Consider the following 15,178-nt stretch of genomic DNA (forward strand, 5'->3'; position numbering starts at 1 on the left):
GCAGGCGATGACAATTACAAGAACCGGGAGTCACCATGTCAGTGTCTGAAACCATCCCCCTGTTACAGCGGGCCATCGAGTCCGAGTGCCTGTTCGACGGCGACTGGAGCAAAGCGTCCGGGGCTGTGCTCCCGGTGATCGAGCCGGCCACCGGCGAAACCCTGATGCAATGCGCCATGGCCAGCCCGGCCGAGGTTGCCGTTGCCTGTCGCAGCGCGGCGCTGGCCCAGCCGGCCTGGGCCGCGCTGGGCCCACGGCAACGCGCCGAGGTGTTTCGCAAGGCGGCGGATGTGGCGCAGCGCTCGTTCGCCGAATTGGCGCTGTATGTCGCCCGCGAAACCGGCGGCGCGCTGTACAAGGGCGAACACGAAGTGCGCGAGGCGATTGTGCTGTTGCATCAGGCGGCGGGCCTGTTGTCCCAACCCCACGGGCTGGTACTGCCCAGCGAGGCCGGGCGGTTGTCCTATGCGCGCCGCCAGCCCCATGGCGTGGTGGGGGTGATTTCACCGTTCAATTTCCCTCTGGTGCTGTCGATGCGTTCGGTGGCGCCGGCCCTGGCCGCCGGCAATGCGGTGGTGCTCAAGCCCGACCCGCAAACCCCGGTCAGTGGCGGTTTTCTTATCGCGCGGCTGTTCGAAGAGGCGGGCCTGCCCAAAGGGTTGCTGCACGTGCTGCCAGGTGCGGCGCCGGCGGGTGAAGCGCTGTGCCGCGACGCCAATGTGCGCATGATCGCCTTCACCGGTTCCACGGCGGCGGGGCGCAAGGTCGCTGAGGTGGCCGGACGGCATCTGAAAAAAGTCGCGCTGGAACTGGGCGGCAAGAACGCGCTGATCATTCTCGAAGACGCCGACCTGGACCTGACCGCGAGCAACGCGGCCTGGGGCGCGTGGCTGCACCAGGGGCAGATCTGCATGGCGACCGGGTTGATTCTGGTCCACGAGTCCATCGCCGCCAGCCTCACGCGCAAACTGGTGGAAAAGGCCCGCGCGCTGAGCGTGGGCAATGCCGCCCGGGGCGAGGCGGCGCTGGGGCCATTGATCAATGAGCGGCAATTGCAGCGCGTGCACGCCATCGTCAACGACAGCCTGCAGGCCGGCGCGCGGCTGGAGGCGGGGGGTGAATACGACCGGTTGTTCTACCAACCCACCGTGCTCAGTGGCGTGCGTCCCGGCATGCGCGCCTTCGAGGAAGAGGTGTTCGGGCCGGTTGCCACGGTGGTCAGTTTTGCCACAGACGAGCAAGCCATCGAATTGGCCAACCGCAGCGAGTACGGCCTCAGCGCCGCCATCATCTCGCCGTCGGTTGGCCGCGCCATGGCCATCGGCGAGCGGCTTGACTGTGGCCTGCTGCACATCAACGACCAGACCGTGGCCGACGAATGCATCAACCCGTTCGGCGGGCGCGGCGCCTCCGGCAATGGCGGCAACGTCGGTGGGCCGGCCGACTGGGACGAGTACACACAGTGGCAGTGGGTCACGGTAAAAAACACACCACCGACCTATCCCTTCTGAGCCCTGGCTCGGGGGTTTGAAACACGCACGCCTATACAAAAACAAGAGGGCTGAACATGAACCTGCATAACAAAACCTTGATTGTCACCGGTGTCGCCTCCGGCATTGGCGCCGAAGTGGCGCGGCTGGCGCGGTTCCAGGGCGCGACGGTGATCGGTGTCGATCGTGCTGAACCGCACCTGACCCTGGATGGCTTCCTGCATGCCGACCTCGGCGATGCGGCGAGCATCGACGCGCTGGTGGCGCGCTTGCCGGCGCGGGTCGACGCGCTGTGCAACATTGCCGGCGTGCCCGGCACGGCGCCGGCGCACACGGTGGCGCAGGTCAATTACCTGGGGGTGCGCCACCTCACCCAGGCGCTGCTGCCGCGCATGCCGGCGGGGGCCAGTGTGGTCAATGTCGCCTCGATCCTTGGCGCGCAATGGCCGCAGCGCCTGGAGCAGCACAAGTCGCTGGCCGCCACCGACAGCTTTGCTGCCGGTCAGCAGTGGCTGGCGGCCAATCCGGTGGAACAGGCCACCTGTTATCAGTATTTCAAGGAAGCGCTGATTGTCTGGAGTTACCAGCAGGCCCAAGGCTGGTTTCGCGATCATGGGGTGCGCATCAACTGCGTGGCGCCGGGACCGGTGTTTACGCCGATCCTTGGCGATTTCGTCAGCATGCTCGGCCCGGAGCGCGTGGCCCGCGACAGCCAGCGCATGACCCGTCCGGCCCTGGCCGATGAGGTGGCGGCGGTGATCGCCTTCCTCTGTTCGGATGCTTCGCGCTGGGTCAATGGGGTCAACCTGCCGGTGGATGGCGGGCTGGCAGCCACCTACGTGTAAGCGTAGCCAACCCCGGTGTGGAACCCTGCACCGGGGGTCTTGAACAACAACAAAAATACAGGACATACAAGATGCTCAAGCCTATCTTGCGGGCGGCTGCGGCCGTGACGTTGATCGTTGTGTCGGCGGCGGCCCATGCCTATGACTTGCCCGGGCTCAACCTGGGCACCACCAGTTTCTACGACGGCTCACCGGCCCCGGCGGGTCCGGGCTGGTACCTGGAGGAATACCTGACTTACAGCCGTGCCAGTCGCTTCAATGACGCCAACGGCAACAAACTGGCGCTGCCGCGACAGGACGTGGAAGTGGTGGCGCCGACCACGCAGATCATCTACGTCGGTAAGCCCCTGGCCAACGGCGCGATGCCCGGTTTCACCCTGATCAACACCTCCCTGGCCCACGCCGAGGTCGACGATGGCTTGAACAACGCGGCGCTGAGTTCGCGCGCAGGCTTTGGCGACCTGACGCTCGGCGCGTTTGTGCAACTGCCGACCCTGAGCCGGGCCGATGGCAGCCCCTTGCTGACCCAGCGCGTGGAGGCCGATGTGTCGATACCGGTGGGCGCCTATGACCGCACGCGCTCGATCAACCCGGGCAGCAACTTCTGGTCATTCAACCCGTACTACGCGGCGACCTACTGGTTCAACCCCAAGTGGTCGGCCAGCGGGCGTTTCATGTACCTGTGGAACGGCAAAAACGACGAGCCGCAGGCAGGCTTCGGCGACGTCTCCAACACCCAGGCCGGCCAGGCGCTGCATGCCAACCTGACCCTGCAATATGCCGTGAGCGAGCAACTGAGCGTCGGCCTCAACGGCTACTGGCTCAAGCAGATCACCGACACCGAGGTGGACGGTCATGCCGTCAGCGGGCGGCGGGAAAAGGTGTGGGCCATCGGCCCGGGGCTGGTCTATGGGTTCAACAAGGAGAATGTGCTGTCGGTGAACGCCTACTTCGAGCAGCAGGCCGAGAACCGCACCCAGGGCAACAAGCTGGTGCTCAACTGGCTGCACAAGTTCTAGGGGCACTCAGTCCTGATACACCTTCTTCAACAGGCGCAGCAGGGTGGCGCGTTCCTCGCTGTCCAGCGCGGCGGTGGCGTCCAGGTCGCTCTGGGCGGCGATGTCCTTGAGCGTCTTGAGCAGGGTTTCGCCGCTCTTGCTGAGGAAGATTCCGTAGGAGCGCTTGTCCGGCTTGCAGCGCAGGCGCACGGCGAGGGCGCGGCTTTCGAGCTTGTTCAGCAGCGGCACCACTTGCGGCGGTTCGATGGCCAGGGCGCGGGCGAGGTCGGTCTGCATCAGGCCGGGGGTCTGTTCGATGATCGCCAGGGCCGAGAACTGCGCGGGACGCAGGTCGTGTTCGGCCAGCCGGCCGATCAGGTTCTGGAACAGCTTGAGCTGGGCGCGGCGGATGGCGTAGCCGATCAGGTCGTCCAGCGCCGAATCCAGCGGCGGCGGCATGTCGGCGATGGGGGATGGCTTGGCCATTGCGATGCAATCCTCAAAAGTGGTGGTTATGAAGGCTATGCAGTTTGCCGGGGTTGGCGCGCCGTGGCTATGCCGGCGTTATACAAAGCCTGAAAATCAGGCAATATTCGGATTAATAGTTAATTGACATAACTATATTTGCGGTTTAGTTTCGAAGCATCTTCACTCACAGAACAAGAGCGTACCGCCATGAGCAATTACGAAGGTCGTTGGAGCACTGTCAAGGTTGAGATCGAGCAAGGCATCGCCTGGGTCATCCTCAATCGTCCGGAAAAACGCAACGCGATGAGCCCCACCCTCAACCGGGAAATGATCGATGTGCTGGAAACCCTGGAACAGGACCCTGACGCCGGCGTACTGGTGCTGACCGGTGCCGGCGAGGCGTGGACCGCCGGCATGGACCTCAAGGAATATTTTCGCGAAGTGGATGCCGGCCCGGAAATCCTCCAGGAAAAAATCCGCCGCGAAGCCTCGCAATGGCAGTGGAAACTGCTGCGCATGTACGCCAAACCCACCATCGCCATGGTCAACGGCTGGTGCTTCGGCGGTGGCTTCAGCCCGCTGGTGGCTTGCGACCTGGCGATCTGCGCCGATGAAGCCACCTTCGGTCTCTCGGAAATCAACTGGGGCATCCCTCCGGGCAACCTGGTGAGCAAGGCCATGGCCGACACCGTGGGCCATCGCCAATCGCTGTACTACATCATGACCGGCAAGACGTTCGGCGGGCAGAAAGCCGCCGAGATGGGCCTGGTCAACGAGAGCGTGCCGCTGGCACGGCTACGCGAGGTGACCATCGAACTGGCGCGCAACCTGCTGGAGAAAAACCCGGTGGTGCTGCGTGCCGCCAAGCATGGCTTCAAGCGCTGCCGCGAACTGACCTGGGAGCAGAACGAGGATTACCTCTATGCCAAGCTCGATCAGTCGCGTTTGCTCGATACCGAAGGCGGCCGCGAGCAGGGCATGAAACAGTTCCTCGACGACAAGAGCATCAAGCCTGGCCTGCAGACCTATAAACGCTGAGCGCAGCGGCCACAGGCCGCCCCTCGCAAACCTGCTTGAACGTATTCCCGATAAAGACAAAAAGAGGAATCACCATGCTGGATGTGCCCCTGTTGATCGGCGGCCAGTCGCGTCCCGCCAGCGACGGCCGAACCTTCGAACGCTGTAACCCGGTGACCGGCGACGTCGTCTCGCGGGTCGCCGCCGCCACCCTGGAAGATGCCGACGCTGCCGTTGCCGCCGCCCAGGCCGCGTTCCCCGTGTGGGCGGCGCTGGCGCCCAACGAGCGCCGCACCCGCCTGCTCAACGCCGCCGAACAGCTGCAGGCGCGCAGCGCCGAATTCATCGCCGCCGCCGGCGAAACCGGCGCCATGGCCAACTGGTATGCGTTCAACGTGCGCCTGGCTGCCAACATGCTGCGCGAAGCGGCGTCGATGACCACGCAGATCACCGGCGACGTCATTCCCTCCGATGTGCCCGGCAGTTTCGCCATGGCCTTGCGTCAGCCCTGCGGCGTGGTGCTGGGCATTGCACCGTGGAATGCGCCTGTGATCCTCGCCACGCGGGCCATCGCCATGCCGCTGGCCTGCGGTAATACCGTGGTGCTCAAGGCCTCCGAGTTGAGCCCGGCGGTGCACCGCCTGATCGGTCAGGTGCTGCAGGACGCCGGGCTGGGCGATGGCGTGGTCAATGTGATCAGCAACGCCCCGGCCGATGCCGCCGCGATTGTCGAGCGGTTGATCGCCAACCCCGCCGTGCGCCGGGTCAATTTCACCGGCTCCACCCATGTGGGGCGAATCGTCGGCGAGCTTTCGGCGCGGCACCTCAAGCCGGCGCTGCTGGAACTGGGCGGCAAGGCGCCGCTGCTGGTGCTCGATGACGCCGACCTCGACGCCGCGGTGGCGGCGGCGGCCTTTGGCGCGTATTTCAATCAGGGGCAGATCTGCATGTCGACCGAGCGCCTGATTGTCGACGCCAGCGTCGCCGACCGTTTCGTGACCCAGCTGGCCGCCAAGCTCGCGACCTTGCCGGCCGGCGACCCCGCCGCAGCGGATTCGGTGCTCGGCTCGCTGGTGGATGCCAGTGCCGGCACGCGCATCAAGGCGCTGATCGACGATGCCCTGGCCAAGGGCGCGCGGCTGGTGGCAGGTGGGCAATTGCAGGGCAGCATTTTGCAGCCGACCTTGATCGATGGGGTGACCGACGCGATGCGCCTGTACCGCGAAGAGTCGTTCGGCCCGGTGGCGGTGCTGCTGCGCGGTGACGGTGACGAGGCGCTGCTGCGCCTGGCCAACGACTCCGAGTTCGGGCTGTCGGCGGCGATCTTCAGCCGTGACACCGGGCGTGCGCTGGCGCTCGCGCAGCGGGTGGAATCGGGCATCTGCCATATCAACGGCCCCACCGTGCACGACGAGGCGCAGATGCCCTTCGGTGGCGTCAAGTCCAGTGGCTACGGCAGTTTTGGCGGCAAGGCCGCCATCGAGCACTTCACCCAATTGCGCTGGGTGACGTTGCAGAACGGCCCACGGCATTACCCGATCTGAGCCGGTGCCGCCGCGTTGCGGTGGCCCCGTAGACCCCTAAAAAACGGCAGAGGACATCCCCCGTGAGTTCCGAATTCAGATCGCAATCCCAGCCCGCACCGCGCTACCGCGACGTGTCCATCGGCCAAGCGCCGGTGGCGATCACTGAAGAACACGGCGTGCTGCACATGCGCTCCCTCGAACCCCTGGCACCGCTGCCGCCGCGCCTGCTTGACCGGCTGGTGCACTGGGCGCAGGTGCGCCCCGCGCAGACGTTTATCGCGGCGCGCCAGGCCGGCGGAGACTGGCGCCACGTCAGCTACAGGGAAATGCTCGACAGCGTGCGCGCGATTGCCCAGAGCCTGCTCGGTTACGGGCTGTCGGCGCAGAAGCCGCTGGCATTGCTTTCGGGCAACGACATCGAGCACCTGCAGATGGCGCTCGGCGCGATGTATGCCGGCATTCCCTACAGCCCGGTGTCGCCGGCGTATGCGTTGTTGTCCCAGGATTTCGCCAAGCTGCGGCACGTGTGCGACCTGCTGCAACCGGGGCTGGTGTTCGTCAGCGATGCCGCCGCCTACCGTCGCGCGATCGAGGCGGTATTGCCGGCCACGACGCCGCTGATCACGGTGCGCGGCGAGGTGCCGGGGCGTCCCTGCACGGCGTTCGCCAGCCTGCTGCAAACCCCGGGCGGGCAGGCGGCCGAGGCGGCGTTCGAGGCCACGGGGCCGGACAGCATCGCCAAGTTCCTGTTCACCTCCGGCTCCACCAAGCTGCCCAAGGCGGTGGTCACCACCCAGCGTATGCTCTGCGCCAACCAGCAAATGCTGTTGCAGACTTTTCCGGTGTTCGGCGAGGAGCCGCCGGTGCTGGTGGACTGGCTGCCGTGGAACCACACCTTTGGCGGCAGCCACAACGTCGGCATCGTGCTCTACAACGGCGGCACCTTTTACCTTGATGACGGCAAGCCCACGGCCCAGGGTTTCGCCCAGACCCTGCGCAACCTCAAGGAGGTGTCGCCCACGGCCTACCTCACCGTGCCCAAGGGCTGGGAAGAACTGGTCAATGCCCTGGAGCAGGACGGCGAATTGCGCGAGCGGTTTTTTGCGCGCATGAAACTGTTCTTCTTTGCCGCCGCCGGCCTGTCGCAAAGTATCTGGGATCGCCTCGACCGCGTGGCCGAACAACACTGCGGTGAACGCATCCGCATGATGGCCGGGCTGGGCATGACCGAAGCCGCGCCGTCCTGCACCTTCACCACCGGGCCGTTGTCCATGGCCGGCTACATCGGTTTGCCCGCGCCGGGCTGCGAAGTGTGCCTGGTGCCGGTGGACGGCAAGCTGGAAGGGCGCTTTCGCGGGCCGCACATCATGCCGGGCTACTGGCGCGCGCCGGAGCAGACCGCCGAGGTGTTCGACGAGCGAGGTTTCTACTGTTCGGGCGACGCGATCAAGCTCGCCGATGCGCAGCAGCCACAGTTGGGGTTGATGTTCGACGGGCGCATCGCCGAGGACTTCAAGCTGTCTTCCGGGGTGTTTGTCAGCGTCGGGCCGTTGCGCAATCGCGCGGTGCTCGAAGGCTCGCCCTATGTGCAGGACCTGGTGATCACCGCGCCGGACCGCGAGTGCCTCGGCGCGCTGGTCTTCCCCAGGCTCTACGAGTGCCGGCGGCTGGCAGGCTTGCACGCCGACGCCAGCGACGCCCAAGTGCTGGCCAGCGCGCCGGTGCGCCAGTGGTTCGGCGACTGGCTGCAGCGGCTCAATCGCGAAGCGACCGGCAACGCCAGCCGCGTGGAATGGATCGCCTTGCTCGACGAGCCGGCGTCCATCGACCGAGGGGAGATCACCGACAAGGGCTCGATCAACCAGCGTGCGGTGTTGCAATGGCGCGCGGCGCGGGTCGAGGCGCTGTATCGCGGCGAAGACCCCACAGTCCTGCGCGCCTGACGCGCGCTGCGGCACTACGCTGCGGTACTATGGCAGCCCGTGTTTTTCTGGAAGCTGCCTGGATGAGCAAGCCCGGTCAATTGGTACTGGTTGCACTGCGCAAGATGATTGCCAGCGGAGAGCTGGCGGCGGGCGAACGGCTGCTGGAAGTGCCCACCGCGCAGCGCTTCGGCGTGTCGCGCATGCCGGTGCGCATGGCCTTTCGCACCCTCGAACAGGAAGGGCTGCTGGTGCCCTTTGGCGGGCGCGGGTATCAGGTGCGCTCGGTCAGCCCCAGCGATATCGCCGGCGCCGTCGAAGTGCGTGGCGTGCTTGAAGGGCTGGCGGCGCGTCAGGCTGCCGAGCATGGGCTGTCCGACGAGGCGCGGCGCGCGCTGGAGCGCTGCCTGGTGGAGGGCGATCAACTGTTCGAGAAGGGCTATGTCACCGAGGACGACCTTGAGGTCTATCACGACCTGAACATGCGTTTTCACCAGGTCATCGTCGCCGGCAGCCACAACCCGGCAATCACCGACGCGCTGGCACGCAACGATCACCTGCCGTTCGCTTCCGTCACCGCGCTGGCCATCGACCGCGAGGACATGGCGCGCGAGTACCGCCGTTTCAACTACGCCCACCTGCAGCATCACTCGGTGTTCGATGCGCTGGTCAATCGCCAGGGCGCGCGGGCCGAGGCGATCATGCGCGAGCATGCCAACGCGACCTTGCGCTATGCCGAGATCTTCAGCGCCGCCACCGCCCGCGAGCGCATCAAGGTCATTGTGCCGTCGGCCTGAGGCGGGTCAGATATCCAGCACCAGCAGCGCGGTTTTGGCGCGCGAGCAGCACGGCGTGAACTGATCGTTCAACGCCTGCTCCTGCTCGGTGAGAAACAGGTCGCGGTGCTCGGGAATGCCCTCGAGCACGCGGGTCAGGCAGGTGCCACAGATCCCTTGTTCGCAGGACACGGCAATCTCGATGCCGTGGCTTTGCAGGACCTGCACCACGCTCTTGTCGGCGGGTATGTCGAACACCTCACCGCTGCTGGCGACCTGCACCGCAAACGCGCCGTCAACACCCCCTTCCACAGCCGGCGCCGAGAAATACTCGCGGTGCAGGCAGTCCTCCTGCCAGCCCTGGGCGCGTGCGCTGTCGAGCACATGCTGCATGAAGCCGCCGGGTCCGCACACGTACAGATGGACATCATCGGCCGGGGTGGCGAGCACCTCGGCAGCGTTGAGGGCGGTGTGCGGTTGCGCGTCAAAGTGCAGGAACACCCGCTCGGCAAACGCCGACGCCTTGAGCCGCTGCACAAACGCTGCGCGCTCACTGGCGCGGGCGCAGTAATGCAGTTCGAAGTCGGCGCCGGCCTCGGCCAGGTGCTCGGCCATGCACAGAATCGGGGTGATGCCGATGCCGCCGGCAAACAGCAGGCTGCGTCGCGCCTGCGCGGCGAGGGGGAACAGGTTGCGCGGTTCGCTGATGCTCAGGTGCGTGCCGACCTGCACCTGCTCGTGCAGGCCGCGCGAGCCGCCGCGCGTGGCGGGGTCCTTGAGCACGCCGATCTGGTAACGGTGGCGCTCCCGAGGGGGATTGCACAGCGAATACTGACGCACCAGGCCGCCTGGCAAGTGCACGTCGATGTGTGATCCGGCGCTGAACGCCGGCAGCGGCGTGCCGTCGACGCTGGTCAGCTCATAGCTGCAAATATCCAGCGCCTCGTCGTTGCGGGACGTCACCACGACCTCGATCATGTCGGTTCTCCGGCGCGTTCCCTGGCGATCAGGCGTTCGAGAATCTTGCGCGACTGCACACCTCCGGCATCGATATTCAGCTTGAGCAGGTTACGCGTGGGGTGTGCCAGCAGGTTCTGTTGCTGGCGTTCGAGCATCTCCAGGTCTTCGCTGAAAATCTTGCCCTGGCCTTCGCGGATACTGGCGGTCAGCGCCTCGTCGTGGGGCTGGAAATTGCGCGCCATGCCCCAGAAATACCAGATCGAGGTGTCGGTCTGCGGGGTGATGAAATCCACCACGATGCTCGCCGCCTTGTGTTCCGGCGCGGCGTGGTAGCCACCCTTGCCGGCGTGGGCCACGCCGACTTCGATCATCACGTGGCTGGGCGGGGTGAAGCGGCAGATCTGCCAGCGGTCCACGGGCACATCGTCGGCCAGTTGGTTGCCGCGCAGCGCCATGCGCCAGAAGGGCGGCGCCATGATGTTCTGCATGTGCCGGGCGGTCACCACCTCATCGCCTTCCACGGTGGTCACGGGCGGCGCTTCGTCGATCTCCTTCTGGCCGATGCTGGAGGCGTGCACGTAGGTTTCGTGAGTCAGGTCCATCAGGTTGTCGATCATCAGGCGGTAGTCGCACTGGATGTCGAACAGCCCGCCGCCGTAAGCCCATTGTTCGCTGTCGGCCCATTCCAGGTGCGGAATCAGCGCGGGGTCGGCCTGCTCCTGATCGCCAGGCCACACCCAGATAAAGCCGTGACGCTCAACGGCAGCGAATGCCTTGTTGCAGGGAAACCCGCGTACCCGCTGGCCGGGCATTTCCACGGTCTTGCCATCGCCGCCCATCACCAGGCCGTGATAGCCGCACACCAGGTTTCCGTTTTCGACATAGCCCAGGGACAGCGGCGCACCACGGTGGGGACAGAAGTCTTCAAGGGCTCTGACCTGATTCGTCTGGTCTCGATAAAACACCAACTTTTCTCCGCAGATCTGCCGGCCGAGGGGTTTGTGTGCCAGTTCATCGGGGGTGCAGGCGACATACCATGTGTTTTTCGGATACATGACGGTTCTCCAGGCTGATCGTTGTTTTTATTTAATGGATCCATTAGAGGCGCGGGAGGTTGTGCGGTCAATTCGCAACTTTCATGTTTCATGGAAAATAAGGGCGATTATCGGCCAATTTTTCATGCCTTATTGGATCCATAAAAGAAAAGGATTTCTGAAATATCTGTTAAATATTTTATTGACTAAAATAATTAATAAGCGTAATTATTTTCCTGCATCTGCTCTCACGCAGAGTCATTTCCAGGATCACAGAGATGAGCCAGAACGCCGTCCCTTTACTCGTCAGACTGTATGTCGAGGCCAATGAATCTTCACCGATCGAGCCACCCGCACCGCGTTTGATGCAGGGGTTTCCCGCCGCGCCGGAGCAGCGCGTGACCTGGGATAACTGGATGCGCCCGCCGTTCAACCGCTGGGGGTTTCGTCACCTGGCGCGCTTGCGTCCCTCCATCGATGTGCAGGCCGGGCGTGGCCCGTGCGCGCCGCTGATCGAAGCACCCCAGGCGCTGGACGCGCTGCACTTTGACAGCGTCTGCGGCCTGAGCATCAGCGTGCTCGACCACCTCAAGGCCAGTCACACCGACGGCCTGCTGGTGCTGCAGGGCGATCAGGTGCTGTTCGAGCGTTACTTCAACGGCCAGCGGCCGGACGATCGGCACATCATGTTTTCGGTGACCAAGTCGCTGATCGGCGTGCTCGGCGAACAACTGGTCAGCGAGACCGTGCTCGACCCGACGCGGCTGGTCGGCAGCTACGTGCCGGAGCTTGCGTGCAGCGCCTTCGGCGATGCGACGGTGCGCCAGCTGTTCGACATGGCCGTGGGCATCGACTACCGCGAGGTGTACGACGACCCGACGTCCGAGAGTTCGCAATACGGCTACGCCTGCGGCTTCAACCCGGCGCCGAGCCAGTTTTGCGAATTCGAATCCCTCTACCAATACCTGCCGTCGCTGCGCAAACGCGGCGAGCATGGCGGGTTCTTCCACTACGTGACCGCTGCCACCGAGGCACTGGCCTGGGTCATGGAGCGTGCCTCGGGCGTGCCCTGCGCGCAGCTGTTGCAAAGGATCTGGAGCCAACTGGGTTGCGAGCGCGACGGCTACTTCATGGCCGATCCCTGGGGCCGCAGCGTGGCCGGCGCCGGCTTCAGCGCGACCCTGCGCGACATGGCGCGTTTCGGTCGATTGCTGGCCAATGACGGCCGCCACAACGGCGACCAGCTGCTGCCAAGCGAGGCCATCGCGCGCATCGCCAGGGGCGCGGACCCGGCGATCTACGCGGCCAACCCGGAGTTCGCCGAGTGGGCCCCCGGCGCGTCCTACCGCAGCCAGTGGTACGTGTTCAATGACCACAGTCAGGCGCTGATGGCGGGCGGTATCCATGGCCAATACCTGTTCATCGACAAACCGTCCCGTGTGGTGATCGTCAAGCAGTCATCGTTGCCCGAGGCGGTCGGCCCGGTCGATGCCGACAGCGTGCGCATGCTGCGCGCCATCGCGGCGCACCTGACGCGCTGAGACCCTTTCAACAATAACGATCCAGCGTCTGGATTCAACCTGGCTTGCCCAGGTGTTGGCGGCGTACTGCGCCGCCTGTAACTGCCCTGTACAACAATAACTACACAGGAGCTTCACGATGTATTTCACGACGCGTTTTACCCGCGCGCTGGTGGCGGTGAGTCTGCCCCTGAGCGCCCAGGCAGCCCTTGCGGGCTATACCTTCGAGGACGGCGACCTCAAGGGCGAGGTCAACCTCACCGCCGGCGGCGCCAGCATCACCACGCGCAACGTCAACTTCGGCAGCGGCCGGGTCGACCAGCGCAGCGGACGCAATGACGGCAGTTCGATTGGCTGGCAGGAGTTCTACGTCAAGCCCGGTATCACCTTCAGCTACGCGCTGAACCCCGACGTCAGCCTGCTCGGCGGCGCGTCGGTGGTGGCCGCCACCACCTTCGGCGATGGCGACGCCGGCGGCTTTAGCCGCAGCTCCGATGGACGGGTGGCCACCGAAGAGCTGTTCGGCGGGGTGCGGGTCGGCGAGTGGACATTCACCGCCGGACGCCAGAACTACAAGGTCGGCACCGGTTTCATCGTGATGGATGGCAACCTCGACCAGTTCAAGGACGGCGCCTATTGGCTTAGCCCGCGCACCGCGTTCAAGGACTCAGCGATCCTCGCCTGGGACCATGGCGCGCTGAAGAGCCAGGTGTTCAGCCTGCGCACCGACGACGACCTGGGTGACTTTCGCATGACCGGGGTCAACCTCGACTACAACCTCGAGGACCAGGTGACCCTCGGCGCAATGGCGCTCAAGGTCAACGCCCTCGGCCCACGGGGCAGTACCTTGCCAAGGCGCCGCGACGGCATGCAGGTGTACAACCTGCGCGCGCTGAATGCCAGGGTGCCGGGCATCGCGTCGCTGACCCTGAACGCCGAATACGCGGTGGAACGCGGCAGCGGCGAGGGCGTCGACTACGCGGCCAACGCCTGGTATGCCCAGGCCGACTATGCCTTTGGCGACCTGCCGCTGACGCCGATCCTCGGCTACCGCTACGCAAGCTTTTCGGGTGACGACAACCTGGGCGACAACCGGCAGAAGGCTTGGGACCCGTTGAGCAAGGGCTTCATTGACTGGGGCACCTGGCTGGTGGGCGATGTGGTCGGCAACTACCTGTTGTTCAACAGCAATGAAAACGTCCAGCAGTTCTCGCTCAAGACGCACCTGAGCCAGACCCTCACCCTGGGCGCAATCTACTATCAGTTCTGGCTCGACGAGAAAAACTACATGGGCGCGGCGGTCAACGACCGGCGCTTTGCGGACGAAAGCGTGGTGTTCCTCGACTGGACCCCCACGCCGTCCTTCTACACCTCGCTTTCCTACAACTGGGTAAAACCGCTGGCGGCGGCCAGGCAAGTGTTCGGCGATGACCAGAAATTCAGTGCCCTGGAACTCTACTTCACCTACCGTTATTGAGCGCCGCGAGCCATTGCGGCCGCGCAGGAGTGTGTGTGCATGAACAAGTCTTTGCGTAATACCGTGCTGGGCGTCGCCATCGCCTGGCTGTGCAGCGGTTGGTGCCTGGCCGAGGAGCGCACGGTGCGCATCTATAACTGGATCGAGTACCTGCCGCCTGAAATCCTCAAGAACTTCGAACAAGAGACCGGCATTCACCCGATCTACGATGTGTTCGACAGTGTCGAGACGCTGCAAGCCAAATTGCTGACCGGCAACTCCGGCTATGACGTGGTATTTCCCGGCAGCTCCTACATCAGTAATCTGATCACCGCCGGCGCCATCCAGCCGCTGGACCGCAGCCAGTTGCCCAACTGGAAACACCTCGACCCGCAATTCATGACCTCTCTGGAGGCGGTGGGTGATCCCGGCAATCGTTACGCCGTGCCTTACCTGTGGGGCACCACGCTGATTGGTTACAACGTCGACAAGATTCAGAAAATCTTCGGCGCGGATGTGCAGATGAACACCTGGGACATGATCTTCAAGGAAGAGAACCTGAAAAAAATGACCGGCTGCGGCGTCGGCTTCCTCGACGCCGGCAATGAGATTCTTCCCATCGCCTTGCACTATCTGGGTCTGGATCCCAACAGCCAGAAGCGTGAGGACTACACCCAGGCGCAGCAGTTGATGCTCAAGATCCGCCCCTATGTCACCTACTTCAACTCCTCGCGATACGGCATGGACCTGGCCAACGATGATGTCTGTGTGGCGGTGGGCTGGTCCGGCGGTGTGGCCCTGGCCAAGCGACTGGCGGACGCGGCAGGCAAGGGCGTCAAGGTGGCGATGGCGTTGCCCGTGGAGGGCGCGCCGATGTGGTCGGACGTGATGACGGTGCCGAAAAATGCGCCGCATGCGGCAGAGGCCTACGCGTTCATCAACTATATCCTGCGTCCGGAAGTGATCGCTCTGATCAGCAACCGAATCGGTTACCCGAACCCCAACAAGGATTCGACGGAAATGGTCAACGCCGAGATTCGCAACGACCCGAACATGTACATTCCCGACGCGGCGCGCAAAACCCTGTTCCCCCTGCAACCGATGCCGGCGGCGATCGAGCGTGTCCGGACCCGCGTATGGACCACCATCAAGACCAACCGCTGAAC

Annotated in this window: 13 protein-coding genes; 10 read left to right on the plus strand and 3 right to left on the minus strand. The window is 64.5% G+C overall.

The features are described from left to right. Positions 1-35: 35 nt before the first annotated feature. The 3 genes from VRB54_RS08370 to VRB54_RS08380 all read left to right on the plus strand — a co-directional run bounded on the left by VRB54_RS08370 (position 36) and on the right by VRB54_RS08380 (position 3,354). Positions 36-1,511 (plus strand): benzaldehyde dehydrogenase, encoded by a 1,476-nt coding sequence (locus tag VRB54_RS08370; protein WP_338480334.1) that lies wholly within the window; start codon positions 36-38, stop codon positions 1,509-1,511. 56 nt (positions 1,512-1,567) lie between these two features. After that, entirely contained in the window at positions 1,568-2,335 is a 768-nt protein-coding gene (locus VRB54_RS08375) for a coniferyl-alcohol dehydrogenase (protein WP_338480335.1), read from the plus strand. A 71-nt stretch (positions 2,336-2,406) separates the two neighbouring features. Continuing rightward, positions 2,407-3,354 (plus strand): SphA family protein, encoded by a 948-nt coding sequence (locus VRB54_RS08380; RefSeq protein ID WP_338480336.1) that lies wholly within the window; start codon positions 2,407-2,409, stop codon positions 3,352-3,354. 6 nt (positions 3,355-3,360) lie between these two features. Here the strand turns inward: VRB54_RS08380 and VRB54_RS08385 are convergent, their stop codons facing one another. Continuing rightward, positions 3,361-3,819: a MarR family winged helix-turn-helix transcriptional regulator gene (locus tag VRB54_RS08385; RefSeq protein WP_338480337.1), complete on the minus strand. Its 459-nt coding sequence runs from the start codon at positions 3,817-3,819 to the stop codon at positions 3,361-3,363. Between the two features lie 189 nt (positions 3,820-4,008). Here VRB54_RS08385 and VRB54_RS08390 point away from each other — a divergent pair, with 189 nt between their 5' ends. The 4 genes from VRB54_RS08390 to VRB54_RS08405 all read left to right on the plus strand — a co-directional run bounded on the left by VRB54_RS08390 (position 4,009) and on the right by VRB54_RS08405 (position 9,063). After that, positions 4,009-4,839 (plus strand): p-hydroxycinnamoyl CoA hydratase/lyase, encoded by an 831-nt coding sequence (locus tag VRB54_RS08390; protein WP_338480338.1) that lies wholly within the window; start codon positions 4,009-4,011, stop codon positions 4,837-4,839. A gap of 74 nt (positions 4,840-4,913) precedes the next feature. Then, positions 4,914-6,362 (plus strand): aldehyde dehydrogenase, encoded by a 1,449-nt coding sequence (locus VRB54_RS08395; RefSeq protein ID WP_338480340.1) that lies wholly within the window; start codon positions 4,914-4,916, stop codon positions 6,360-6,362. Positions 6,363-6,424: 62 nt separating this feature from the next. Then, complete coding sequence (locus VRB54_RS08400) at positions 6,425-8,287, plus strand: feruloyl-CoA synthase (protein ID WP_338480341.1); 1,863 nt, start codon at positions 6,425-6,427, stop codon at positions 8,285-8,287. 62 nt (positions 8,288-8,349) lie between these two features. Next, complete coding sequence (locus VRB54_RS08405; protein ID WP_057008247.1) at positions 8,350-9,063, plus strand: GntR family transcriptional regulator; 714 nt, start codon at positions 8,350-8,352, stop codon at positions 9,061-9,063. A 6-nt stretch (positions 9,064-9,069) separates the two neighbouring features. Here VRB54_RS08405 and VRB54_RS08410 read toward each other — a convergent pair whose 3' ends face one another. Both VRB54_RS08410 and VRB54_RS08415 read right to left on the minus strand, forming a co-directional pair. Then, positions 9,070-10,020 (minus strand): PDR/VanB family oxidoreductase, encoded by a 951-nt coding sequence (locus VRB54_RS08410; protein ID WP_338480342.1) that lies wholly within the window; start codon positions 10,018-10,020, stop codon positions 9,070-9,072. After that, positions 10,017-11,057 carry an aromatic ring-hydroxylating dioxygenase subunit alpha gene (locus tag VRB54_RS08415; RefSeq protein WP_338480343.1) on the minus strand — a complete coding sequence of 347 codons (1,041 nt, stop codon included), beginning with the start codon at positions 11,055-11,057 and terminating at the stop codon, positions 10,017-10,019. The genes VRB54_RS08410 and VRB54_RS08415 overlap by 4 nt, the downstream gene beginning before the upstream one ends. A gap of 257 nt (positions 11,058-11,314) precedes the next feature. On the opposite strand from VRB54_RS08415, the gene VRB54_RS08420 reads away from it, so the two are divergent. The 3 genes from VRB54_RS08420 to VRB54_RS08430 all read left to right on the plus strand — a co-directional run bounded on the left by VRB54_RS08420 (position 11,315) and on the right by VRB54_RS08430 (position 15,176). Beyond that, entirely contained in the window at positions 11,315-12,577 is a 1,263-nt protein-coding gene (locus tag VRB54_RS08420; RefSeq protein ID WP_338480345.1) for a serine hydrolase, read from the plus strand. Positions 12,578-12,695: 118 nt separating this feature from the next. Further along, positions 12,696-14,033 carry an alginate export family protein gene (locus VRB54_RS08425; RefSeq protein ID WP_338480346.1) on the plus strand — a complete coding sequence of 446 codons (1,338 nt, stop codon included), beginning with the start codon at positions 12,696-12,698 and terminating at the stop codon, positions 14,031-14,033. Positions 14,034-14,072: 39 nt separating this feature from the next. Continuing rightward, a complete protein-coding gene (locus VRB54_RS08430; protein ID WP_322213216.1) occupies positions 14,073-15,176 on the plus strand; it encodes a polyamine ABC transporter substrate-binding protein in 1,104 nt (367 codons plus the stop codon). Positions 15,177-15,178: the final 2 nt, after the last annotated feature.

It is taken from the genome of Pseudomonas trivialis, from assembly GCF_036864995.1.
GTDB lineage: Bacteria > Pseudomonadota > Gammaproteobacteria > Pseudomonadales > Pseudomonadaceae > Aquipseudomonas > Aquipseudomonas trivialis.